The 24,566-nt window shown below is 52.5% G+C and carries 26 protein-coding genes; 3 read left to right on the top strand and 23 right to left on the bottom strand.

The window, feature by feature from the left end:
* Positions 1–91 precede the first annotated feature (91 nt).
* The 3 genes from KXU80_RS01755 to KXU80_RS01745 form a co-directional block, all read right to left on the bottom strand.
* Positions 92–1,228: an alpha/beta fold hydrolase gene (locus KXU80_RS01755; protein WP_219836597.1), complete on the bottom strand. Its 1,137-nt coding sequence runs from the start codon at positions 1,226–1,228 to the stop codon at positions 92–94.
* Positions 1,229–1,295: 67 nt separating this feature from the next.
* Complete coding sequence (gene ytxJ, locus KXU80_RS01750) at positions 1,296–1,634, bottom strand: bacillithiol system redox-active protein YtxJ (protein WP_219836596.1); 339 nt, start codon at positions 1,632–1,634, stop codon at positions 1,296–1,298.
* 27 nt (positions 1,635–1,661) lie between these two features.
* Positions 1,662–2,132, bottom strand: coding sequence for a DinB family protein (locus KXU80_RS01745; RefSeq protein ID WP_219836595.1), 471 nt, complete (start codon positions 2,130–2,132; stop codon positions 1,662–1,664).
* 390 nt (positions 2,133–2,522) lie between these two features.
* Here KXU80_RS01745 and KXU80_RS27750 point away from each other — a divergent pair, with 390 nt between their 5' ends.
* Positions 2,523–3,104, top strand: a complete 582-nt coding sequence (locus KXU80_RS27750) for a CGNR zinc finger domain-containing protein (protein ID WP_258171202.1) — start codon at positions 2,523–2,525, stop codon at positions 3,102–3,104.
* Positions 3,105–3,132: 28 nt separating this feature from the next.
* Here KXU80_RS27750 and KXU80_RS01735 read toward each other — a convergent pair whose 3' ends face one another.
* The 8 genes from KXU80_RS01735 to KXU80_RS01700 all read right to left on the bottom strand — a co-directional run bounded on the left by KXU80_RS01735 (position 3,133) and on the right by KXU80_RS01700 (position 10,706).
* On the bottom strand, positions 3,133–4,302 hold the full coding sequence (locus KXU80_RS01735) for an MFS transporter (RefSeq protein WP_219836594.1): 1,170 nt from the start codon (positions 4,300–4,302) through the stop codon (positions 3,133–3,135).
* A 90-nt stretch (positions 4,303–4,392) separates the two neighbouring features.
* A complete protein-coding gene (locus KXU80_RS01730; protein WP_219836593.1) occupies positions 4,393–5,271 on the bottom strand; it encodes an alpha/beta fold hydrolase in 879 nt (292 codons plus the stop codon).
* 299 nt (positions 5,272–5,570) lie between these two features.
* Complete coding sequence (locus KXU80_RS01725; protein WP_219836592.1) at positions 5,571–5,774, bottom strand: hypothetical protein; 204 nt, start codon at positions 5,772–5,774, stop codon at positions 5,571–5,573.
* A 5-nt stretch (positions 5,775–5,779) separates the two neighbouring features.
* Entirely contained in the window at positions 5,780–6,547 is a 768-nt protein-coding gene (locus KXU80_RS01720; protein ID WP_219836591.1) for a GerAB/ArcD/ProY family transporter, read from the bottom strand.
* Between the two features lie 149 nt (positions 6,548–6,696).
* Positions 6,697–7,926, bottom strand: coding sequence for a Ger(x)C family spore germination protein (locus KXU80_RS01715; protein ID WP_219836590.1), 1,230 nt, complete (start codon positions 7,924–7,926; stop codon positions 6,697–6,699).
* A gap of 6 nt (positions 7,927–7,932) precedes the next feature.
* Positions 7,933–9,372 (bottom strand): spore germination protein, encoded by a 1,440-nt coding sequence (locus KXU80_RS01710; protein WP_219836589.1) that lies wholly within the window; start codon positions 9,370–9,372, stop codon positions 7,933–7,935.
* A 453-nt stretch (positions 9,373–9,825) separates the two neighbouring features.
* On the bottom strand, positions 9,826–10,302 hold the full coding sequence (locus tag KXU80_RS01705) for a MarR family winged helix-turn-helix transcriptional regulator (RefSeq protein ID WP_219836588.1): 477 nt from the start codon (positions 10,300–10,302) through the stop codon (positions 9,826–9,828).
* Positions 10,303–10,559: 257 nt separating this feature from the next.
* Positions 10,560–10,706, bottom strand: a complete 147-nt coding sequence (locus KXU80_RS01700) for a YjcZ family sporulation protein (RefSeq protein WP_219836587.1) — start codon at positions 10,704–10,706, stop codon at positions 10,560–10,562.
* Positions 10,707–10,978: 272 nt separating this feature from the next.
* Between KXU80_RS01700 and KXU80_RS01695 the strand changes: the two genes are divergently transcribed.
* Complete coding sequence (locus KXU80_RS01695; protein ID WP_219836586.1) at positions 10,979–11,173, top strand: hypothetical protein; 195 nt, start codon at positions 10,979–10,981, stop codon at positions 11,171–11,173.
* Between the two features lie 241 nt (positions 11,174–11,414).
* Here the strand turns inward: KXU80_RS01695 and KXU80_RS01690 are convergent, their stop codons facing one another.
* The 3 genes from KXU80_RS01690 to KXU80_RS01680 all read right to left on the bottom strand — a co-directional run bounded on the left by KXU80_RS01690 (position 11,415) and on the right by KXU80_RS01680 (position 13,666).
* A complete protein-coding gene (locus tag KXU80_RS01690) occupies positions 11,415–11,612 on the bottom strand; it encodes a hypothetical protein (RefSeq protein WP_219836585.1) in 198 nt (65 codons plus the stop codon).
* A gap of 138 nt (positions 11,613–11,750) precedes the next feature.
* On the bottom strand, positions 11,751–12,746 hold the full coding sequence (locus KXU80_RS01685; protein ID WP_219836584.1) for a glycosyltransferase: 996 nt from the start codon (positions 12,744–12,746) through the stop codon (positions 11,751–11,753).
* 152 nt (positions 12,747–12,898) lie between these two features.
* The gene (locus tag KXU80_RS01680; protein WP_219836583.1) at positions 12,899–13,666 is read right to left on the bottom strand and encodes a glycoside hydrolase family 73 protein; all 768 of its coding nucleotides are present in this window, start codon (positions 13,664–13,666) and stop codon (positions 12,899–12,901) included.
* Between the two features lie 189 nt (positions 13,667–13,855).
* On the opposite strand from KXU80_RS01680, the gene KXU80_RS01675 reads away from it, so the two are divergent.
* Positions 13,856–15,253 (top strand): hypothetical protein, encoded by a 1,398-nt coding sequence (locus tag KXU80_RS01675; protein WP_374987735.1) that lies wholly within the window; start codon positions 13,856–13,858, stop codon positions 15,251–15,253.
* Positions 15,254–15,468: 215 nt separating this feature from the next.
* On the opposite strand, the gene KXU80_RS01670 is transcribed toward KXU80_RS01675, so the two are convergent.
* From KXU80_RS01670 to KXU80_RS01630, 9 genes are all read right to left on the bottom strand, one after another.
* Positions 15,469–16,446 (bottom strand): aldo/keto reductase, encoded by a 978-nt coding sequence (locus KXU80_RS01670; RefSeq protein WP_219836582.1) that lies wholly within the window; start codon positions 16,444–16,446, stop codon positions 15,469–15,471.
* 147 nt (positions 16,447–16,593) lie between these two features.
* Positions 16,594–16,956 (bottom strand): hypothetical protein, encoded by a 363-nt coding sequence (locus tag KXU80_RS01665; protein WP_219836581.1) that lies wholly within the window; start codon positions 16,954–16,956, stop codon positions 16,594–16,596.
* A 22-nt stretch (positions 16,957–16,978) separates the two neighbouring features.
* On the bottom strand, positions 16,979–17,983 hold the full coding sequence (locus tag KXU80_RS01660; RefSeq protein WP_219836580.1) for an ROK family transcriptional regulator: 1,005 nt from the start codon (positions 17,981–17,983) through the stop codon (positions 16,979–16,981).
* Positions 17,984–18,188: 205 nt separating this feature from the next.
* Positions 18,189–18,899: a DnaD domain protein gene (locus tag KXU80_RS01655; protein WP_219836579.1), complete on the bottom strand. Its 711-nt coding sequence runs from the start codon at positions 18,897–18,899 to the stop codon at positions 18,189–18,191.
* 52 nt (positions 18,900–18,951) lie between these two features.
* A complete protein-coding gene (asnS, locus tag KXU80_RS01650) occupies positions 18,952–20,247 on the bottom strand; it encodes an asparagine--tRNA ligase (RefSeq protein WP_219836578.1) in 1,296 nt (431 codons plus the stop codon).
* Between the two features lie 51 nt (positions 20,248–20,298).
* Positions 20,299–21,498 (bottom strand): acetate kinase, encoded by a 1,200-nt coding sequence (locus tag KXU80_RS01645; protein WP_219836577.1) that lies wholly within the window; start codon positions 21,496–21,498, stop codon positions 20,299–20,301.
* Entirely contained in the window at positions 21,495–22,328 is an 834-nt protein-coding gene (locus KXU80_RS01640; protein WP_219838813.1) for a 3-hydroxyacyl-CoA dehydrogenase family protein, read from the bottom strand. Before KXU80_RS01640 ends, KXU80_RS01645 begins: the two co-directional genes overlap by 4 nt.
* Positions 22,329–22,455: 127 nt before the next feature.
* The gene (locus KXU80_RS01635) at positions 22,456–23,973 is read right to left on the bottom strand and encodes an AAA family ATPase (protein WP_219836576.1); all 1,518 of its coding nucleotides are present in this window, start codon (positions 23,971–23,973) and stop codon (positions 22,456–22,458) included.
* Positions 23,966–24,502 carry a hypothetical protein gene (locus KXU80_RS01630; protein WP_219836575.1) on the bottom strand — a complete coding sequence of 179 codons (537 nt, stop codon included), beginning with the start codon at positions 24,500–24,502 and terminating at the stop codon, positions 23,966–23,968. Before KXU80_RS01630 ends, KXU80_RS01635 begins: the two co-directional genes overlap by 8 nt.
* Between the last annotated feature and the right edge of the window lie 64 nt (positions 24,503–24,566).

The raw sequence follows: 24,566 nt of genomic DNA, 5'->3' as shown, positions 1-24,566 counted from the left end.
ACGAAGGCTGAAAAAGCTGCTTCCGGTAGCAGAAGCAGCTTTTAGCATAGGTTTATTGGTTTATTTCATTGCCACATAAGGGCCATTGGGATTAGCGGAAAAATGCCTTGAACAGTTTAATGGTTTCCTGCGGATTCTGCTCTGCGATCCAATGTCCGGTTTTATCGAGCTTGACCATCTTTACGTCAGTCGCATATTGATGCAGGAACAGATCAAGCGTATGCGTCGTAGACTTATGGCCGCCAATGCCAAGTACAGGCATGGACAGCTTTTTGTACGTTTTCAAATCCTCGATATCTTGGCCGAACGTATTATACCACCCGCTGCTGGCGCGAATCGCTTCAGGGGTTGCATACGCTGAATAATAAACTTCTTTTTCCTCTTTAGTCATCGGCGCTTTGTCATAAGCTAAATAATCGAAGAGCCAATTTTGATAAGTGCTCATCTGTTTGCCCTGCAGCAATTGCTCCGGTAATCCGGGCACGGAGTTGAGTGCGAACCACCACGGGAAAATCGGACGACCTTCTTTATCGCTCGAATCGTACGTGCCCGGAGGCGCCAAGAGCGGAATATGCAGGAAGCCTTCAAACGGATGCGGAACGTCCAGCACGGCCAGCTTTTTCGTCGCGTCCGGGTATCCGGCCGCGTAAGCATAAGCAACTTGAGCTCCGATATCATGGCCAGCCATGTTGACTTGCTTATAGCCAAGCTGTTTGACCAAGGCGTGGATATCCGCGGCCATCGTTTTCTTATCATAGCCAGTCTGCGGCTTGCTGGAAGTGCCCATACCGCGGTAATCTACAACGTAAACGTGATAGTTCTTGGCCAGCTCCGGCATGATTTTGTGGAACGCATACCAGTTTTCCGGCCAGCCTGGAAGCAGGAACAGCGGTTCGCCCTTGCCGCCCTCAACATAGTGCAGCGTGACGCCGTTTACTTTTTTGAAGCCGTTTTTGAAGCCTGGCAGCTTCTTGACGAGTGCATCATCGGAATACGGTTTAAGCGTACCCGCATTTGCCGTTTGGACCGCCCCTTGGCTTACCTTGTAATCTGCCGTTTGAAGCCCAATCGGGTTGGATGCTTGGCTCGTCTGCACCGCTGCGTTCCGGGTGTTATCGGATACATTGCGCTGATCGGCGGTGCTTGCTCCGCAAGCAGATACGAGAAGCGTAAACGCGGCAATCGCCGTAACCGAGCTCAATTTGACGAATTTTGATTTACGAGACAATACATATCCCTCCATGGTGAATATTCATAGTTGTGTTTTCATAGGGGTACCTGATTAGTAAGCTGTGTTAATCAAGTACGGCCGTCATGTGCGCTTTCGTGACCGACCAGTGCGTTGCCGCCCAATATTTGGACTTGTTCTGGATATAAATCATTTGCGGCGATTCGTGTTTGACATTCAAATCTGCGGCAATCTTGTCCGATACCGGGCGGGATTCGATGACTTTGACAAGCGTGTAATCGATATCTGGATTCGGTTCGGCTTCCAAATACGCCTCGTATTCAAGGAGTGCGTTTGTGCTGACCGGGCATGTCGAGCTGTATTTTAAAATCACTTGTCCGCGTTCCGACGATTTATCCATGATTGCATGCCACTCTTCAAGCGTCGTGATTTCATTCCAATTCATCGAGGTTTGCCTCCCTTGTCCAGCTGATTATTTTTGCAGTACTTGCAGCATGGCGGCTACGACCCCGTTATGATTGGACAAATGCGCGCCCGTCGTCAGAATCAATTCGCCGAAGCTCTCGGCTTTCTTGAAGTTCTCCGGCACGGCCTCTTCCAGGCGGTCCTTTAACGTGTTATAGATCCGTTCGCGCTGTTCCTTCAACTGTTCAATCAAAGTATCCCACGCCGGCAGCTGCGCCAGCTGCTCTTCCGTCCAGCCCTTCGCGCTCGTTCCGTAGTGGAACAGGTCCTTATATTTTTCCGGAAGCGACATCGTTTGCTGCGACAGTCCGTACACATGGAATTCCGTGATCCGCACTACATGACCCAAATGCCAGTACAGGCTGGTGTTAAATCCTTCAGGGATAGCCGTACGTTTATCCTCCGGGCATTTGGCGAGCAGCTTCATAAAATTATCATGCTCTACGTTGTACAGATGAAATACGAATTCTTTTCTCATTTTTGTTGGTCTCCTTAGATTTATTTTTCATGAATATCCAATATTAGCCGAGGCTTGCGGCCTCTATGGTTGTCAACGATACGATATCCGATGCCCTCTTGCGAATTGAAGCTCCGCGCTTCTTCCCGCATGCCCCAATCCTGCGGCGATTGCATCGTACATGTTTTAACACCTCCTAGTGTTGTCCCATCCATAAGGCAATGTCCCGATTAGGTTCATTCCCTCCCGCCCAATAAGTAACTGTCTAAATGTTATTTAACTCGTTACATGAGGCATTGTATCATGCGATTTTTTCCCCGTCAAGCGATTTCATGATACTAGCTATTGGCAATTTTGAGTGTTACAATAAAGGCATCTTTTCGGACACGATAGTAAAGGAGATAGGGCGCCATGTTATGGGATTCATTTCTTAGAAGCAACTATTACTACGGGAAAAGCATGACGAATCCCGAGGATCGTATAGATAATCCAGTCTGGCTGGACGAATGGCTGGCTGAACAAAAGCTGCCCCATCCGGGCGCTCCGTCAGCGAAAGAAATGGAATCGTTGAAGCGATTGCGGGGGCATATGCGTCATATCGTCCTTAAGCTGTCGGCAGGCGAGTCCGCGGACCCTGCCGATCTCGAAGGGATTAACCGGGCGCTGCTCGACGGACCTATGATCCTGCGCATTGAACAATCGGATTCGGGCTATCATATGGCTTCCATGCCGGCACAAGTCGCCTGGTCCGGAACCGCAGCCGCCGTAGCCGCTTCCTTCGGACACGTCCTCGCGGAGGGCGACCCCTCCCGCTTTCGCATATGCGAAAACACGGAGTGCATGTCGGCTTACTACGATGAAACCCGAAACCGCTCCAAACGGTTCTGCCATGAGAAATATTGCGGCAACCTGATGAAGGTGCGCAGGTTCCGGGCACGCCAAAAAGCCGCTGATTCCAGCGGCTCTTCGACGCACGGCGACTCTGAAATTTGATTCTCAGCGCGCGTATGGTTATGACTTATTACTGCGATGTCAACTTCGCATAGTAACGTTGAAACGAAACGGAATAGATCAACACGTAGATCACGATCAGTGCGGCAAACAAATTGATGATGACCAGCGACACATTCAAACTAAAGAACAGCGTCAGCACGCCCACGGCAACCGGGGGAGCGATAAACCCGGCGTACGCGCACATATAAAACGCCGAAATGACGCGCGGACGTTCTTCCGGCTTGGGCAGCTGGCCTGCAAACCGCAGCGCGACTTGGAACGTCCAGCCTGCGCCAATGCCTTGAATGAAAATACCTGCCCAAAGCAAAGACAAGCTCTCTGTCTGACCTGAGAAAACAATGAGCCATGAGCCGGCGGCAAGCGCGAGAATGCTAATGCGCATCCGCGTAACGGGATGACGCGGCCATGGGAAAAACTGCATGAGAGCCCCTCCCCCCAGAAGCAGCAATATCAACAGTCCCGATATCGATAGATTGCTGGTATGAAGCACATTTTTCACGAAAGATGGAATAAGCGAGAACACAATTCCGCCTAACGTAAATAGGGTGAAGATCGGAAGACCGATAAACGACCAGAATGGCGTGCGCATATTGTGCGGAATGCCAAGCGAAATCTTATGCTTCTGCGCGTTCGGATCCTCGTGCTTCGGAAGCAATTCCAGCACGATCAAGGCTATCAATAACATGCCCAGCAGGATCCAAAACGGCAGACGAAGCGGCTGCACATGCAGGTATTGCAAGATCAAACCCGAGATGGCCGGTCCCAAGCCAAATCCGATGTTGACCGTTACCCCGGATAATTTAAGTGCCGTTCCAACTTTATCGTGAGCGGTTTGTTTGAGCAGAAAAGCACTTGCAACGCCTGTGAAGGCGCCGTACGCGATGCCTTCCAATATCCTAGACGCATAGAGCATCCATATGTTGGTGCTGAAAATAAAGAGCAGCGTCGACGCAATGGAGATCCAAATACTGTACCGAACCACCTTTTTCAATCCCCAGTAGCTTCCTCTCGCTCCAACGACCAGCAACGTTGGCAGCAGAACCGCGGCATACACGGCGAATAAAATCGTAATTTCCAAACTGCTGAGCTTATAATGCTCCCCATAGACCGGGAACAACGAAGAAATATACGTAGCCCCGCAGGACATCAACAGTACAATCAACAGCATTCTTCTCATGCAAGATCCTCCTTTTCAATTGAGCTTCATTCGTCAACTTTAACCGGAGCGCCAATTACTGCCGCTCCGGTCGGTAAGGATATAATGAACTTATACCTTTTCTAACATCACTTTAGCGACTTGGTCCGGGATATCGACTTGCAGCCAATGACCGGCCGGCAGCACGTGCAAGTGAGGTTTTTTCAACAGCGTTGCAAGATGCCGTGCGATGCCATAGTTGAGGTACGGGTCGGTTTCGCCCCATATCAGTTTGACCGGAACGTTCAGCTGCCACATCTTGTTGATGCGTTTCGTGTTTCTGGCAAGCTCATCGAAGTGCTGCGCCGTCATTTGCGCGAACGCCGGACCGGAGCTCGGCTGTTGGCGGAAGTTGGCATCGATGATCGGTCCCAGGAACTTCGAATAGTATTCCTTTTGCTCCTCCGTCAGATGAGATTGGAATTGATTCCGTTGGAAGTTGAGCACCCAAGCGAAATGCTCCGGGCTGCGCAATATGGCCGTCGTGAGTGCCTTCAAGCTCGTCGTCGCGAACAGCTCGATGAACTCCGGGTATTTCGCCGTCGGCGATTCCATATAGAAGGCGTTGAGTACGCAGACGGAATCGACGTGCTGCGGATACTCGATCGCATAGTTGATGGCTGCCGGACCGGAGGAATCATGTCCCACCGGAATGATTTTATCCAGACCCAAGCCTTGGACTACTGCGTGGAGATCGCCCAATTGCTGCTCGAAGCTGTATTTTGCGCCTGCCGGCTTGTCGGAAGCGCCGAAGCCGAGGAAATCGAATACAACGACTCTTCGACCGCCTGCTATAAGGTGAGGAACCAAATCGTCGTAAATATGCAAGTTGTCGGGATAGCCGTGCATGAGCACGAAGGCCGGACCCGTGCCTGCGTAATCACGGACGTAGATGCTGCCTTGACCGCGGTCGATGCGATGCTCGTGGAAGTTCGTGTTCGTTTCTGTCATTGTTTAACCCATCCTTTTTGGTTGTATTATTTTGCTTTAGTATGTCCTACTTAATCGACGAAACATCACATAAACAGTCTTATATGCCCCTATTAGTTATAGGCAGATCGACGATGCCGAAATCACCGTCGATCTTCGGCAAATCAGTTTCTTCAGTCCCGTCCCCCGTCTCTGCCAGGCAGGTATCATGGAGGCGCAAAATATGACGTTGTGCGCGGTGAATCATCTTGCTAAATCAATTTTAGTCTCATATGCCCCTAAATGCAAGTGGGAAAATTTTCCTTATCTCGTCGGCAATTTCACGGCTTGGAGGCTTCAATTAGCATGGCAATGTAATGCGGCAGACTGAAAGGCTTGTTCACTAGAATGGAGATCCAGATGAACAGACCTATTGTTGTTAGCAGCACATAACCGATCTTCTCTTGTTTTGTACTTTTTAATTGATGCTTAAGCACCAACGGTGCCGCTATGGTGAGCATGTACACAACGATGACGCCAACCATGCCGGTCACCCGCCTTTTCGAAGTTGTTTCATTTTCGTTGCCCCGAGCAGCAGAATCGGGATGAGAATGGCGAAGAACTGCATGTAGATAAACATATAGTGCTGGTCCCACTCCCAATAATCGATGTAGCTCTTATGGCTGGATAGCGCCAATCCAGAGATCACCCAGATGAGGGGGATGGCGATCATGGGCTTGTTTGATAACTTGAATAGAGTACTGATTCCCAGCACGATGCCATAGAACACGATGCAAAGCTTTAAGAACTCGATATACAGCCAAGCAATAGAAACAACGGCTTCAACATGCTCAATATAGGTATAGATGCGCACCTCTTGAAAAATCGTGAATAATGGAAAGGTCAAATGAGATGCCCGGGTTACCCCAAGCGCGCCGATCATGATAAATAGCAGCAGGCTCGTAAGAAAAGCCGTCGCCGCAATGCCGCCGAACACCGACTTTAGTTTCGAAGACGTACTCAGAATCGGGAAAAGCATGGCCAAACTAATGGAAATATCCATGAACGGAAACGCAAGGACATTGGTCGTTTTGCTCATCGTTTTCACGACATCCATTCGAAAGGACGGTATGAACCGTTCCCAGTTCCATTCTTTGATGATCGCGGCATACGTCAGCCAAAACAAGAGAAACATGAGCGGAGCCATCAGCTCGTTGACCCTGGCGATGGTTTTCCCGAAGACCCGCGTATTGATTTCGACCAGATTAAGGCCCTTGTGCAAATACGACAAGTACATCCAGAGCGCCGCAACGATCATTCCGAAGATCCCCGCCCATAAAGGAATGATCCAAGCATCCTGCTTCCCGGCATCCACCAATAGGGTCGGTCATTGAAAAAAAGTAACGGCGCTGGTATACGACAAAACCAGCAGAAAGGTTTGCCAGCCTGTTAAGCGTTGCTGCACGCCTACTCCTCCTTGTAATGCAATAAATACGGTTTCGTCAGCATTCCTCCTGTAACCAGGTTCGACTGCACCTTAACCTCGTATCGGGTCTTCGTCCATAAGGCCGGATCCTTCGCCAAAGCCTTCTTCCACGCCGCAGCTCTCTTATAAGCGATTTGATCTTGAAGGCCCAATACGTCCCAGCGCTTCGCAGCAGCCATGTTGATGAAAGCTACGGCTTCTTTCTCCGCTGTTTCATTGAACGCCTTTTCGATCAGATGAAGCGTATCCTTACCCATCTGCCTGGGCAGATTGTTGCTGCGCATTCTTAATTCAGCGGTAATATGGAAGTCAAGCGCCGGAGCTCCGTTCGCAAGCTTGAAAGACTTCTTCACCTTGACATGGCCGGCTTCTACTTCGATCGAATAACCCTCCGGCGCAAGCGGTTGGAGAAAGGCATCCGCGTTTCCCGTCAGGAAGGCGTACCACTTGATGTCGTTGATGGACATCTTCCCGACCATTCGATCCTTGACGAAAACAGCTCCCCCGTCCAAAACAAAGCTCTGCCGGTAGGCGTCGATCTTCTCCAAATTCTTCGTCGTACGATCTGTTTTCGGATCATACACGCGGATGGCATTAATGACGGTTGCCTTCGTGCTTGCGGTATGTTCGATCAAGTCTTTGAACCTGGAGCGTTGGACCGCCCGTGCAGAGCCCTTCGCTTGAATGTCAATGATTTGCGTTAGCGATTTTCCCGGAATTTTCTCAAAAGGAACGTAGGTATTCATTACGGAGCTCATCGGCGAATTCGTGATGACCAAGTCGACGTTTGCCCGGCGATTCATCTGCAGCTCGTACGAATTCAGCAATACCGTCATTCTCTTTGGATTGCGGGCGAAGGTTTCCGAAAGGACGATCGCCTGCAAATGTTCGGGAAACACTTGCCTTGGAAGAATGTCCGATACCTCGTAGGTTGAACTCGCGTGAGGGACCTTTCCTACGACTTTATAGGTATAGACGGGCGAAATCGTTCCCCCGCCCTGCTTCGACCCGAATCCGGAAGGATTAATGGTCTGGTAATAATACTCGAGCGTCGGGTCATCCGGATGCTTGTCGATGCCGAGCATGTTGATAATAGCCAGCTGGTTCATTTCCTTCTGATCCCAGCAGCCGCTAAGCCCGATCAGAATCCCTAAACATACGGCAATTGCCGTTCCCGTGCGAACGCGAATTCGCCCGAACCTCCTGCGCATCGAAGATCACCTGTTTTTCCGTTTGGTTTGCATCGCAGCCGGGAACGTGCGCATCCGCTGCAGAGGGGCACGAATCAGCGTATCTTTCCAGTCGGAGACCGTCGTCGGCGCGAAAGGAGACAAATACGGGACGGAGAAGGAATGCAGCGAAGCAAGATAAAGCAGCACGAATAGGACGCCGCATAAGATGCCGAACAAGCCCATGAATCCGGCAAGAAGCATGAACCCGAACTGAATCAATCGCTGCGCAATGCCGAACGTATAAATCGGCGTCACGAAATTCGCGATGGCCGTTAGCGAGACGACGATTACCATCGCTGCGGACACAAGCCCGGCTTCGACTGCGGCTTGTCCGATGACCAAGGCGCCGACGATCGAGATGGCCTGCCCCGCAATCCTCGGCATCCTCAGCCCCGCTTCGCGCAGAATTTCGAATACAAGCTGCATGAGCAGCGCCTCCACAAAGCCGGGAAACGGTACGCCTTCTCGTTGCGCGGACAAGCTAATGAGCAAGGATGTCGGAAGCAAAGCTTGGTGAAACGTAATCACCGCAATATACAGCGCCGGCGTAAAGCACGCGAGTAGAAACGAGACAAATCGCACGAAACGGATTAAGGTGGCGATGCCTGCTTTTTGATAATAATCCTCGGGCGAGCTGAAAAATTGAAAAAAGGTAACCGGCCCGATGAGCACCATCGGTGTACCGTCCGTAAAAACGGCAATGCGTCCCTCGAGTATGTTGGCCGCCACGATATCCGGCCTCTCGGTATTCAGCATCGTAGGAAACGGGCTGGCGTCGCCGCCTTGCATCCATTCCTCTAGATAGGCGCTTTCCAGGATGCTGTCGGTATGTATGGATTGAATGCGTGTTCGAAATTCGCCGACAATGTCGTTCGACGCGAGATTCTCGAGATAGAGCAGGACGACTTGGGTTGAGGTACTCTCACCGATTTGATAGGATTCCAGACGCAGCGCTGGATTTTTTATACGCTTTCGCACCAGTGAAATATTAATCATCAACGCTTCCGTAAACCCTTCCCGCGGTCCACGGATGGTTGCTTCGGTTTTCGGTTCGGAGATGCTTCGGTGATTGACCTTCAGAACGTCCAGCAGGAAACAGGCATTTGACGCTTCCCCAAACGTGAGCAGGCATTGTCCGTTCAGCAGTCCGTTAATGCATGCGTCAGTGTCTTTAGCTTCAGTAATGTCGGGGATCGGGATCAAATTCTTGATTCCTGCCAAATCGAGCTTCGGCTGAGACTGTTCGCCAGTGCGGTTCGCTGCAAGAAGCGAACGAAGAATAAGACGTTCAATCTTGTCTCTGTCCACAAGCGTTTCAATAAAGAGGCAAACCGCGGATTCTCCATATTGGGGCGGCAGCTGATACACAACGAGATCGGTTGGATTTCCCAAGGCAAGAACGACGTCCTGGTAACAGTCCTGCATGAAATCGGCCCCCATGGGAACAAGATGAACACTCTGTAGTCGTCTGCTTCTTCCGGGAAATGCTCCTGAGGCCAGACTACCATAAGCCAAAGTATAGACAAAATTCGCCATATCCATACAAATACATCACGCCGAACAAGCCTTCCGTTCGGTGTTATTGGCAAGATTATGCCATTTGGAAATGACTAATCTTTTGCGTGTTTTCGATGAGAATGATATCACGTTGTTTATGGGAATTAGCGTATGCGGAGTTTTCTCGTGAAAAGTTCAGGCTGCTCCCACGCGGTGAAGCGGCCGCCTTTGTCGAGCGCGGAGTCTTGGGGGCGGCGGGTTTCCTGCCTTAAGTGCGTCAGCAATATCAGAAGGAACCGTACCAGGCAAGTTGGTGTGCTTGCTCTTGCATTCACGCAATACGCCTTATGCCTGAAGAAGATCGACGATGACGACGACTCATCATCGTTCTTCGGCAGACCAGCCGGTTCGTGAGTCGGTAAAGGAAAGGCTAACGACATCGTCCATCATATCCCTCATTGACTTTGCTTGTTCAGCGCCGAACTGCCTTTCGAATTCAGCTTGAGCTCGGTCCCATCCAGGCCTTCCGATTTCGACCCGTCTAAGACCTTCATCGGTAATGGATACGATACGGGCGCGCCGATCGGAATCGCTCACTTGAATACGTACCAATCCATCACGCTCGAGCGGCCGGAGATTATGTCCGATCGTGGCACGATCCATGGTCATCAGCTCTGCGAGTTCCACCATCGTCCTCGGTCCCTCTTGTTTGAGATAACCCAAGATGGAGAATTGAGTTCCCTTCAGCCCCGCCCCCGTCTCTGCAAGGCAAGTATCATAGAGGCGCGAAATATGACGTTGAGCCCGTCTCAATTTCGTAGAGTTGCATATCGCCGGAATATTGATGTCTTGGGCCATGGTTTCTTCACCTCCATAACTTCAGCCTTATTGTGCGCGGCGGATCATCTTGTTAAACCGATTTTAGTCTCGCATGCCCTTAAATGCAAGCGGGAAAATTTTCTTAACTCGAATGGCAATATTACGGCTTGGAGGCTTCACGTTCATCTATTCGCATGTAAAAAAGACCTGCTGTCCAGTCCAGAGCAGGCCTTCTTAAATCACACTATTGGAACCAGGAGGGCAGCGCCTAGAGGGATAACAGTTCTCCGATTATTCTAGAACAGGACGGAACGCGTAATGATTACCAATAAAATGAACAATACGAGAATACCCCCTGCGCCAAATCCAGCACCGTACCCGCCACCGTAACCAGGGCCGCAACCTTGACCTGCACCGCCTACATTACCCATTCCGTAACCCATGTGTTCATCTCCCTTAAGTTTAGGTACACCGCAGTATATGTCAGTTCGTCTATAATGCATGGGCTTTTGTCAGAAAGGGGCATATAACCATGAAGTCTATTAGCCTGTGGATTCAGCAAGTGAACCCTATGGCATCCAATAGAAGAAATGTATGAGCCACTCAAATTTCTCTTCGATAAAACCAGATAAACGATCATGGCTATGTTCCGTCATCCATTAAGAAAACATTAACTTTAGTTCCTGAATATAATGTCTGCGAGGAGGCGCAGGAGATGAACGAGAAGCTGATTATTTCGGCGCGCAAGAAGAGGGAGATCGCAAGCGGCAATAACCGAGCTGTATATGACCTCTCACATAATTCGGTTCTGAAGCTGGCTCTTTCCAAGAGCGGTGTCAAGAGCAATAAAACCGAAGTGAAGATTTATAAATACGCCCGCAAGCTCAGAAAGTATCTAGGCGAGATCTAGAAGTATGATTCGAAGTACCGATGGCTGGTCATGAAGAAGTACAAGTCCAAGTTCCGAAAAACGAAGAGCAATGAGCGAAACTTGAAACGGTTAATTAAAAAGTTTAGAAAACACAAAATTAAAGCATTTGACCCGATGTCTAAGAAAGGGAAAATGAATCGAAGAAATTTAGCCGTCACTAGGAAGAAACGAATCATCGTCATCGATTACGGCAAGTTCAAAATCCGCCGCTAACAAGGAATTAACCCGCATGCCGCTTCAAGCGCTCCACTGCAAGAATATGATCAGCTTTAAAGACGCGAGGGGCCCGCTTCTCCAGGTCGAACGCCTTCACGATACCTTCCTGCACGGCATCAATGCGAATCCGTCGCTGCGAGAACCGCCCCTTATTATCCATGTAAATGATACTCACCGTCTGCCCGATATCCTTATCCGTCATGGCAATCCACTCCTCTGTTCGGTTAGTTTGAGTATAATATGGAACACTTGTTCGTATCAATATCAATTTATGCCAGCAGCAAAAAAGCCGTGACCATCAAGCGCCCGGCTTTCATACGTAATCCTATCGATGATGCACTTAAAGCCAATTCTCAAAAAACCGTTCATACCCCTGCTTCATTACCGTGTTCGAGAACATATGGAACGCATGCTCCCTGTTATCGTCCGAAGTGACCGTAGAGGAGGCCAGCGCCATATTAACGATCTCGGGCCAGTTCTTCTCGTTCCCTGCAAATGTGTGGCTGGAGGAAATATGCCCATAGCAGGGATGCTCCGGCTTTACGACAATCTTACCCATTGCCATCGCCTCGGACAGCGGCATCGCGAACGTATCGAAGACGGAGCTGCTCCAATACACCTTCGCCGAGTTCATCAGCTCGAAGATCTCGGGCCGGCTGAGTGCAAAATGCATCTTCACGTTAGAAGGAATCTCGTATTTCTTCATGCTCTCCTTGTACCGCATTCCTCCGAAGACCATGACGACTTCGACATCGGGATTGCTGCGCGCATAGGCGAGCGGCAAATCCGGTCTCCGATTCGGCTCATCCCGGCCGATCCAGAGCACACGGTTCCCCACGACCTGAGAAGGATCGTAATGCTCCAAGGCAAGACGCTCCTCGAATCCAATCGGAATAACATCTACATCCGTCACGTTGAAATCATCACGGAAGCTCTGCTTTAAGTAGTCCGTATGCACGATGGCTTTATCGACAATATCGTAGAATGGGCGCATCATCTCATGTCCTGTCAGGCTTGGATTCGGGTAGGAATGAGGAAACAGCACGCTCTTCTCGAAAAACAGCTTCAGGAACGAAAACCCGGAAACCGTATAAATGACATGCTCAATCTTCTCTTGCTGCAGCTTCTCGATGACGACGTCGTAATTGCACAGATCGCCTTTCTCATACTCGAAGCCCTTCTCCTGATCGTAATCGCTGACGTAACGGTCCGGCGAAATGAAGACAACTTCCACGCCCAGCTCGCGGCCGATCGTCTGCAGACGCTCTGCGAATACGCGGGGACCTTGCGCCTCAGCAAATTGAATCTTTCTCATAACAAGTCCTATTTTTTTCAAAACTCCCAATCTCCTGCCCCGTAGAAATCGATATATTACGAAATTTGTCGAAAAAGATATTCATAGTGTACACCTCATCTCCGGGCAGGACAATAACAGTTAACCCCAAAATCTGTCGCATGCCACCCGCAAGGATGGACAAGAGCGGCCGTTTACAGCAATTTGGCCCGATGCAGCACGGTCATCATTCGGTAAAAATCATAGCTGCCGTTCTTCGGCGAGTCGAGCAGATGCTTGCTCACCGCGGAGTCCATCGCTTCCTTCGCCCAAGCCGGAATCACGTCCAGCTTATGGAGCGCCTCCAGTTGAATCGCTTGCACCTGCAGCGCTTGGATCGTAATCAATTGGCTATCCAGGTCGCTTCTCAGTGCTTCATTGTCCGCTGCCAAGCTGCTTACCGCCGCTTTTAATTCGTCAAAAGCTTTTTTCTCGTCTGCCGTCATTGGCTCCTCCTCCTCCGCACGTAAGTCATAACGCATCAATCCGCTTGCATTTAAAATCTGAATGATTTTATCGGCATAATCCGGATCTGTCGCATAGCCGCTGGCTTGAAGCATGCGCGCCTGCTCCACCGGCGTTCCCGCCGATCTTACCGCTGCATAGCGTTTGCCTGCAAACAACAGGTCCTGGTCCTTGTAAAAATCGTAGATGCTGTCGTACGCACGAAAGGCCGTCACGACTGTAATACGCTTACCGTCGATGACTTCCCACGTCCTTTTGTTCACGACCGTGCCTTTCCAGTACCCGTTCGGCACGCCGCTTCCCGGCTTATATCCCCCCAGGTTGTTCCAATACGGAATGTTCCCTCCGGTTTCCAGCCAGCTTTGCGCGAGCCGCACGGAAGGAAAGAGCGGCGAACCTTCAGCTTGAAGCTGCTTGACGATCGGAATCAGCATCTCGAAAAAGGCCTGTCTGTTCATCTCCCTCCACCTCCTCTGCTGACATCATGGTGAGACGAGCTGCCCCCTTGTATATATATGAATCCAGCCCGCGATCGGCTACCTGCAATTTTACCCCGCACTTGCGCGGATACGCGGCGAACGCCTACTCTCCGGCCCGCATATGATGCATAACCATAGATGTATTCTATGCCAAAGGGAGGGTTTCAAGTGGAATTTCAACTCGTTCCGCTGCACTGGGTTTACCTTGCTTTTATCGTCCTAATCCTAGGGGTATTGATAAAGCGAAGAGATACGACGCTCGTCTGCGTGGTCGGCATCTTCGCGCTTGGATGGCTGGCGACGGAGAGCTTGAGCGGTTCGGTCAGCGGCATATTCAACAGCTTTATCTACGCGACGAAAGAGCTGATCGGTACGATATTCATCATTTCCATCATCGTGGCGATGAGCCGGGTTCTCATCAAGACAGGCATCAATGAAATGATGGTCGCGCCCCTAACGCGCTTCATGCGGACGCCGACACTCGCTTTCTGGGGCATTGGCCTGATCATGATGGTTACGTCCTGGTTCTTCTGGCCGTCGCCCGGCGTCGCGCTGATCGGCGCAGTGCTGCTTCCCGTCGCTGTACGCGTCGGTTTGCCTGCACTTGGCGCCGCCATGGCCATGAATCTGTTCGGACACGGCATTGCGCTGTCCGGCGATTATATTATCCAAGGCGCGCCTAAGCTGACAGCCGATGCGGCAGGATTGCCTGTATCCGCCGTCATGGAAGCGAGCGTTCCGCTCGTCATCGTGATGGGCGTCGTCACGACCGCAACCGCCTTCTGGATGATGCGCCGAGACATGGCAAAGGGCAAATGGCGCGACGGTCTGGTCACGGAAGCGAGCCCAGTAACCGCAATGGAGGAAGCGCGCATCGAGCTGCCTTTCCTATGGAAGCGCGTCCTTGCCGTGCTCATTCCGCTGCTGTTCGTCGTCGACGTTGTCGCCATGTTCGTCTTGAACCTGCAAGGCGGCGATGCTACGGCGCTTGTCGGCGGAACGGCCGTCTTCATTCTTCTGCTCGTGACCATGCTCGCGCATCGCAATCAAGGCTTAGAGCAGACGACCACCTATCTGATTGAAGGCTTCCAGTTCGGATTCAGGGTGTTCGGTCCGGTCATTCCGATCGCTGCCTTCTTCTACCTCGGCGATTCTGCCTTCACGGAGCTGTTCGGCAAGGTACTTCCCGAAGGCTCCCACGGCATCGTTAACGATCTCGGCGTGGCGCTGGCCAATCACGTTCCGCTGAATCAAGCGATCGGTGCCGTAACCTTGACCGTAACCGGTGCCATAACAGGCTTGGACGGCTCCGGCTTCTCCGGCATCTCGCTGGCGGGCTCCATTGCCCAGCTCTTCGCATCCGCCATCGGCACAGGCGCAGCGACGTTGACCGCTCTGGGTCAGGTTGCCGCAATCTGGGTCGGAGGCGGCACCTTGATCCCGTGGGCGCTTATACCAGCCGCAGCCATTTGCGGCGTCAGCCCGTTCGAGCTGGCGCGCCGCAACCTCAAGCCCGTCTTAATCGGCCTGAGTGTTACGACCGTCGTGGCGATGTTTATCATCTGACACGCGCTTCACTTGATCGCAATAGCGTCGGCAGCAGCCTAGCTGATACCGGCGCTATTCGTCATGATTACGGAACACTTCTAACGCTGACTCCCCGCGAATAGTGCTGCTTGGATGTACTCCCTTGCTGACAGCCCCTTCCCGCCGCTTTGGACTGTCGAATTAATGAAGAAGCGTCCATTTCAAAGAACTGAAATGGACGCTTCTCGCTAATCTTAAGAGCCTTGTATGATGCTGCGAATGAAGGCCGTTTCTTCGGCGCTCAGCGGGTTGCCGGCACCTTTTGCGTTAGACTCGACCTGTCTTTCGTTCTTGAAGCCGGGGATGACGCAAGCATTCGGCGATTGGGCGATGGCAAATTGAATTGCGACCCTCACCAGATCCTGCACCTCCGCGCCGAACCGTTCCTTAATCGGCCCTAGCTTGCGGCGAATCTCCAGCAGCCGCTCCTTTGTATACGCGGTGTTCGTTGCCCGGATATCGCCTTCGCCGAATTTCGGCGGATGCTCCGGATCGAATTTGTCCAGCAGCAGCCCTTGGGCAAGCGGTCCGAACAGCACGATTCCCAGATTCTGATCATCCGCCCACCGGAACAAATTCGTACCTGGCTGATCGAAGGCATTACCGAACGCGTTATAGTGGAATTGCAGCACATCAGGGCGCGTAACGGGACAGACACGAAGAAAATCCTGATAGCCGTAGCCCGATTGCCCGATTACGCGAACTTTGCCTTCTTGCTGCAGTTGGCGCATCATGTCGGCCGCTTCCTCCAAATAAACGTCGTTCGGTCCGAAATTCGTATTATGGAAATAATGAAGATCCAAATAATCCGTACCTAAATTCATCAACGATTGCTCCAGCTGATGCCGGATATGGATCGGCTGCATGGCATTAGGCGCCGTTCCGCGGAACCAGCCGACTTTGGAAGCAATCACGACTTTATCGCGAGGCACTTCCTTCAGGAAGCGTCCGATAACGCGCTCCGAATGCCCGTCTCCATATACATCCGCCGTATCAAAGTGATTAATGCCCAGCTCAAATGCGCGTTTCAAGCCGGTAACGGATTCGTTATCGTCATTGCCCGTCCAACCGACCGGTTCGCCGTCGCGCCATGAAGGCCCGCCGATCGCCCAACAGCCCAAGCTTACCTCGCTTACCCGTAATCCGGAACGTCCAAGCACTCTGTATTCCACTGCGACCACTCCTTCAATTTGTACATGATAGCGTCTGCATATGAAACTATAACCAATAATAGAGCGGTTTGGAAGTACGCAATTTAAGATTACCTACTTACCTGCATGTAACTATTGTCTTGATGCACGGCTTTGGCGTCTTCCTGCTCAGCCCGTCACGGCATCGCCGCTCGACCACTCGACCGCGCCGTTCGCGCCGACAGGTCCGGCAAACACTTTCAAATAAGAAGTGTGATCGAAGACCACGTAAATCCATTCTTTCGCGTCGGGATCAGGAATAACCATCTCTTTGGGCGGCATTCGGTAACCCTTGGCCGCAATGAGCTTCCCGCTCTGGTTGCCGCCGGCGAGAGAAATCCGGCTGTACTGCCTGGCATAGTCGTCCACCTTCGCAACCAGCTCTTCGTTCCGTGATACGGCTAGAAGCACCTCGCAGTTAAGCGTCGTTTGGAAGAGCGCTTTGACTTCCTCATGTGCGGCAAACCATTTCATTTCATGATGCTGAAGCATTCGTGTTACCTCCCCTGTGCGATCATTTTACGCTTCCTGAAGCAAGCATGTTGCGAACCGTCAAGCACTGCAAACCATGCAAATAATCCGGCTCCCACTCGCTGGGCTCAAGCTTGGGCAGAATCGAACGAGGTACATAATGCCCGCTTCGCGTGACAATGTCTTCCAAGCTGAGCCCGTCCATTTGCTCGCCGGAGAAAATGACGCGCGACGGATTAATAGTTGCGACCATGATGGCAACGAGACGGCTTAGCGCATCCACGATCAAGGACGGCTCACGGACCGCCTGCAGCAGGCTTTTCTCATCATAGAGCGGCAGAAGCGAGATTTCGCCCGAGAAGAACGTGCTTCCGCGCACGATCTCGCCATTCAACAGGATGCCTGCACCAAGCGCTCGCCTGCCGAAATACACATAGACAATGGATTCGTTCTTGCCCGCTTGAAGCAGGTCCTGATAGCCCACTACCGCTGCATTCACGTCATTCTCCACAAGCACATGCTTGTTGAAATGGCCTTCATAATAGGATTTGAAATCAAAATCCTTGAACGCGGCAAAGGATGGAATATAGAACGATCGGCCTTCGTTGACCGCACCCGGAACGCCGAACGTCAGCGTGTGCAGATTCTCATACCTCTGCACGAACGGAGCGATTTGAGCCGTTAAGGCATCCGGGCCCTCTGTCATCACGCCGGGCAGCCGCTGCCGCTCTATCAATTGGCCGTTATAGTTAATGACGGAATAGACAATGAAATCCTTCTCCAGATAGACGGTCAAGCCGATTCGGTATTCCGGATTCAGCGCATAGGTTTTCGGCCGCCTGCCGCCGCTTGACGTCGCAAGCCCGGTTAGCAGCACTTCATGCTGCTCGTTCATTTCATCGATTGTTTTGCTGATTGTCGGAAAACTAACGCCGGTCATGCTGGCAATCTCGGCCGTCGTGGAACCGGGCTTGGCGTGAAGCGCGGTGCGGATCTGCCTGCGAATCGCCTCTCCCATCGATTTGGGCGTTACAAAAGGAATATCCATCGGAAATGCCTCCGATACTTTTTGAATTTCTTTTTAAGGTACTTTAATTAGTACTCAGCTTATCATAATTTGCCGCCCGCGTACATAGCCAAACAGAGAGACCGCAGCACAAAAAGACGCCTCCCCCGTGGCCGTGGAAGACGTCTTTTTGCTACCCTATAGACTGCGGCTGCGGCTCTCTTACGAACTGACGCCCGCCGTTCCTTTACGAACTGCGCCCGCCGCGAAATTTCTGCGTATGCGCTTTGGCCTCGTCGGTATTCGTCACCCGGTTGCGGCTCCATTCAATCAAGATCCGGTCAATGTAGCGAAAATGCAGCTTGCCTGCGAACACCGCTTCCTTCAATGCGAAGCGAATGAGCTCATCGGGATAGCGGTCTTGATCCACCCAGGCGCTGATGGTTTCACATTCCATCGGAGACAGCGGCCGGCCGAACTCCTGCTCGAACGCCGTAAACAAATCGCTTGCTCTCTCGGCCGGCTGTGCCGCTGCTGCGCGCGGAACAGCATGCTGCGGCTTCGCGCGTTCTTCTTCGACAGACTTCCGTGCTTCCTCGGCGAGCCACTCCGCGCTGCGGATCATAAAGCCGGTCCAATTGTACCGTTCTACGCGCATGGCGCTTTCCGCATCGATTTCCTCATCGATGGTCAGCAGCCCTTCCTTCATCAGGCGCCCGAGCAGCTGATGCGCGGCGTTTGGCAGTATGCCAAGCCGCTCTGCCAATTGCTCCGGCGTCGGAAACGCCGTCTCTTCCACCTGCCGAAACAGCATAAGCTGCATAAGCAGCATCATTTCGGTATCGCTGAGGCCAATGTTTCGGTAAGCGCGCAGCAGACCGGCCGGGACAACGACGCTGCCGCCATTCATCGCAGCCGCCATCCCGCGCGCATAAGATTTCCACATTTCGTTTTTCACCGGTCAGTTCTCCCCTCTGCCTGGCTACTTCCCAGGCCTTTCCTGACCAACCTTACGGATACAAGCGATACAGCAGACGCGGGAACGGAATCGTCTCCCGGACATGCTCCAATCCGCAAATCCATGCAACCGTCCGCTCCAAGCCCAATCCGAAGCCGGAATGCGGGACCGTACCGTACTTACGCAGGTCGAGATACCACTGATAAGCCTCGGTGGAGAGCTCATGCTCTTGGAACCGTTCAGCCAGCAGCTCCGGATCGTCGATCCGCTGCGACCCGCCGATAATTTCCCCATAGCCTTCCGGCGCGATCATATCTGCGCACAGCACGACTTCCGGGCGATTGGGATCAGGCTTCATGTAGAAAGCTTTAAACGAAGCGGGATAATGCGTAATGAACACGGGACGGTCATAGCTCTCGGCTATCGCTGTCTCATGCGGCGCTCCGAAGTCTTCGCCCCACTGAATTTCATGCTGCCGCTCCTGCAGGAACGCGATCGCCTCATCGTATGTAATACGAGGGAACGGCGCCTGAATCGCTTCAAGCTTGCTAATATCGCGGCCGATCGTTTCCAGCTCTTTGCGGCAGTTCGCGACCACGTTCTGCACGACGAAGGAAACGAAACGTTCCTGCACGCGCAGGTTCTCTTCATGGTCGACGAACGCCATCTCCGGCTCGATCATCCAGAATTCGATCAGATGACGACGGGTCTTGGATTTCTCCGCGCGGAACGTCGGGCCGAAGGAATATACTTTACCAAGCGCCATCGCAGCTGCTTCCATATAGAGCTGGCCGCTTTGCGTCAAATACGCATCCTCGTCAAAATATTTAATGTGAAATAAATTCGTCGTCCCTTCGCTTGAGGACGGCGTCAGAATCGGCGGATCCACCAGCGTAAAGCCATGCTCATCGAAGAACTGCTGGATCGAGCGTATGATCTCCGCGCGGATAACAAGAATGGCGCGCTGCTTGGACGAGCGCAGCCAGAGATGGCGGCGGTCCATAAGGAAGTCGACGCCATGCTCCTTCGGCGTAATCGGATAATCCTGCGTCAGCTGGATGATTTCGATATCTTCCACGGTCAGCTCGTAGCCGGACTGGCTGCGCGGTTCTTCGCGAACCGTTCCTTTCACGTACAGCGAGCTCTCCTGCGTCAGCTTGCCGGCTGATTCCCATACGGATTCCGGCAGCTCGCTCTTGACGGCAACGCCCTGCACGTAGCCGGTTCCGTCGCGCAGCTGCAGAAACTGGATTTTACCGCTGGAGCGCTTGCCGTTCAGCCAGCAGCCGATCCATACGGACTGCCCTGCTGCGTCTTTCAATTGACTGATTGTCGTTAATTTTCGCATCGCTATGATCCGTCCCTTCGATAATGGGAGCTGCCCTCATAGGCAGCTCGTTTAGGCCTTCACTAATTGATACGTATCGCGCGCGATTAATAGTTCCTCGTTCGTCGGAACGACCAGCACCTGCACGCGGGAGCCGTCTTTCGTGATGAACCGCGGTTCTTTAGAGCGGATCTGGTTGCGTTCCACGTCCAATTCAATGCCAAGGAAGGATAATTGCTCGCAGACCGCCCTGCGAACTGCGACAGAGTTCTCGCCCACGCCTGCCGTGAATACGACTGCATCAAGCCCGTTCATGCCTGCCGCATAAGCACCGATATATTTACGCAGCCGATAGGTATACATATCGAACGCAAGCTTCGCCTGCTTATCGCCGCCCTCCATGGCTTCCACGATCTCGCGCATATCGCTGCTGATGCCGCTGATCGCTTGCAGCCCGCTGTGCTTGTTCAGCATGGAGTTGACCTCGCTGAGCGACAATTCTTCCTTGTTCATCGTAAACGGTACGATGGCGGGATCGATATCGCCGCTGCGCGTGCCCATCATCAGCCCCTCCAGCGGAGTCAGGCCCATGCTGGTGTCGTAGGTTTTACCGTTCAGGATCGCTGCGCAGCTAGCACCGTTTCCGATATGGCATGTAACCATCTTAAGCGATTCAAGCGGACGTCCGAGCGTCTTCGCCGCCTGCTTGCTCACGTAGTCATGCGACGTGCCGTGGAAGCCGTAGCGTCTGATTTTGTGGCGGCGGTAGAGCACCATCGGGATCGGATAAAGGAACGTCTCCTGCGGCATGGATTGATGGAACGCCGTGTCGAACACGACGACCTGCGGAATGTTCGGCAGGTTGATTTCGACGGCTGTAATACCCATCATGGCCGGCGGGTTATGAAGCGGCGCCAGGTCGAACAATCGGCGAATTTCCTTCTTCACTTCTTCAGTGACAAGCGTCGATGCCTTGAAACTCTCTCCGCCGTGCACGACACGGTGGCCGACGGCTTGAATCGCATCCATGGAAGGGATGACGCCATGCTCCGGGTGGGTCAGAACATCGATGACTTTGCGAACCGCCGTGTTATGATCGAGGATTTCGCTGACTTGATTGACTTCCGTACCTCCTGTCGGCTCATGCGTCAAAATGGAGGCGTCCATGCCGATCCGTTCAACCCTGCCCTGTGCCAGGACAGTCTCGTTCAGCATGTTGTACACTTGATATTTAAGCGATGAGCTTCCCGCGTTCATCACAAGAATCATCATAGCCGAACACCATCCTTATCATAGTTGAAGAAGCCGGCTCCGCTCTTCACGCCGAGCTGACCGCCTCGAACCATTTTCTTCAGTATGAAGGAAGGACGGTATTTCAATTCTCCGAATTCGCGGAACATCCGCTCGAGAGAGGCCAAGACGAAATCCAGACCGAAACGGTCCGCCATCTCGAAAGGACCGTGCTGGAATGAATAACCGACCCGCATCGCGCAATCGATGTCGGTTGCAGAAGCAACGCCTTCTTCGAGCACATGCAGCGCCTCGTTGATGAACAGGCAGATCAAACGCGTTGTGACGAAGCCCGGCGATTCGAAGACCATGACGCCTTGTTTGTGGATCGTCGACTCTACGAATGCCTTCGTCCGTTCAAACGTCGCATCGCTGGTTCGGAGACCGCGTACGATTTCTACCATATCCGCTTTGATTACGGGATATACGAAATGCATGCCGATGACCCGCTCCGGGTGTTTCGTCACGCTTGCAAGCTCCGTCATGCTTAGCGTTGACGTGTTGCTCGCCAGAATAACATCAGGACCGCAAATCGCATCTATTTCTTTGAAGACCGCAAGCTTGTTTTCCAAATCTTCGGTTATGGTTTCTATGACAAGCTCGCATTCCGCAAGCTCATGAAAGGATGATTTAGGGTGAATCCGGTTCATGATCAGCTTCTTCTCCGCGGCCGTTACCGCCCACCGTTCCATCTGCTTGTCCAAACTTTGTTCGATCAAGCCCATGGCTTGCGCGAGCTTCTCGCCGTTCTGCTCGACCATGCACACATCCAAGCCCCGTGATGCAAGCATTTCGCTGATGCCTTGCCCCATCGTACCTGCGCCTATAACGCCTACTTTACGTACTGCTGTCAACTTGCACACCTCCAACTATCTTCCTATAGTATACCGTTTTTACGCAGAAATAAGAAGGCAGACGATTGCTCTGCCTTCTTACGTATTATTGCGCCAATAACGGCTGTTCTGTTGAAAATTGCTGCAGCAACGACCGGAACTGGTCGCCGCTTAACGTCTCTTCCTGGATCAGAACGTCCAGCGCCGAGAGGAAAACGCCTCGATTCGCCTCAAGCAGCATTTTAACATCTTGCATCAAATCGTTCAAGATTGAGCCATTCACGGCCGCCCATTTATCGGGCGTCATCATCGAAGCATCGATAATGCCTAGTTCCGTAAGCCCGGATTCAACCATGGAGCGAACGATACTCATCGCCTGATCGAAATCCCCTCTGGAACCCGTGCTTCGTTCGCCGTAAAACATTTCTTCCGCCGCAGCCCCGCCGAGCGCAATCATGATCTGGCCCTCGAGAAACTGCTTCGTGTACAAATATTTGTCTTGCTGCGGATTATGGCGCACATAGCCGAGTGCCCCGCCGCGCGGCAGCAGCGCTACCTGCGAGACGCTCCCCGGCCGCACCAGCTCAGCTGCAATCGCATGGCCGAGCTCGTGGAGCGCAACCCGCTCCCGCTCTTCGTTCGTCGCTTCGCGGTCGGTTCGTTCGCCCATCATGACCTTATCAATCGCCATGGAGAGATGGCGCTGGCTGATCGTCTCGCCGTCTTCGCGCATCGCGTAGATCGCCGCTTCGTTCATCACGCTCTCGAGCTGAGCGCCGGAGAACCCGTAAGACTCTTCGGCGATCTTCTCCAGATTGACTTCGTCGCCGTCAAGCGGCTTATTGCGCGCATGAAGGTGCAGAATATGCGCGCGGCCCTTCTTGTCTGGCAAATCAACGGCAATGTGCCGGTCGAATCGTCCGGGACGAAGCAGCGCGCTGTCCAGCATCTCCTTACGGTTCGTGGCGCCAATCAGCAGTATGCGCGGCGAATCCGTCGTATGGATGCCATCAAGCTCGGTCAGCAGCTGGTTGAGCGTCTGATCATACTCGCGCTGCTGTCCGCCGTCGCGTTTCCCACCGATGACGTCGATCTCGTCGATGAAGATCACGGCGCTGTTCTTACCCTGCTTCTCCGCCTTTTGCCGGGCTTCCTTGAACAAGTCTCGAATTCGGCTTGCACCGACGCCGACATACATCTCAACGAATTCGGAGCCGGACGCCCCGAGATAGACCGAATCCGTATAACCGGCAGCCGCCTTCGCGAGCAGCGTCTTGCCCGTTCCCGGAGGCCCGGTAAGCAGAATGCCCTTCAACGGGCGAATGCCGAATTTCGATATTTGCTCCACATGAACGAGAAAATCGAGCGCTTCTCGAAGCTCCTGCTTCGCATGGTCTTGACCGCCGATTTCCTCGAAGGTCATCTGCCTTGGCACAGAAGTCTTGCTTTTGCGATCTCCGCCTACTGTCGCCAGATGCCCGCGCGACTTCGCCATAAACAATAGGCCGCCTGCAATGCAAGCGAACAGAATAAACGGCATCATGTTAATGCCGATTGCGAACTGCAGAAATAAAATGAAGACCGGCACAAATCCGATCACGATCTCTTTCCCATATTTACGCATTTGGCCACACCCCCATCGGATTCGGCGTGCGCGGCAGGACGATATGCTTCACTGAATCGCTGTCCTTCAGCGTGATATACACATTCGTTTCATCCATCTCTGAATTGGCTGCGATACCTGGAAAACGGTTCTGTACCTGCTTCATAGCCGCAGGAATACCGGCATACTCCCGAAGATCCATCGCCTGCGCAACGTCGAAGAGGGTGGATGCCCATACGTCCTCCAGCTTCTTGGAGGTATTCGTATCTTCAATATTCAATGTCAGCTCGCGGCTGCCAATAATGGATTCGCCCTGCGAAGCAATCGTATCGTAAACGTCCCGGACGTTAGCGTCTCGTTCCAGCTTGAGGTCAATGGTTACGTCGCTTCGGCCGATGACCGGCTGCGCGTCAACGACGCCCGGCGCTCCAGCTGCAATTCGTTCCAGCGGCTTAATATCTGCTGCATTTCGGTATATGAACCATCCGCCTACAAGCAATCCGGCCGATATGATGGCTGTCAACAAAGTCGGCATTAGACGTATTTTCATGGCAAAAAGCCCCCTTCATCCACAGAGTTATGCTGCACTTTCGTCTATCATCAAGCGCTATACG

Origin of the sequence: Paenibacillus sp. R14(2021) (assembly GCF_019431355.1) — a bacterium.
Classification (GTDB): domain Bacteria; phylum Bacillota; class Bacilli; order Paenibacillales; family Paenibacillaceae; genus Paenibacillus_Z.
This window is presented reverse-complemented; position numbering and strand designations above follow the sequence as displayed.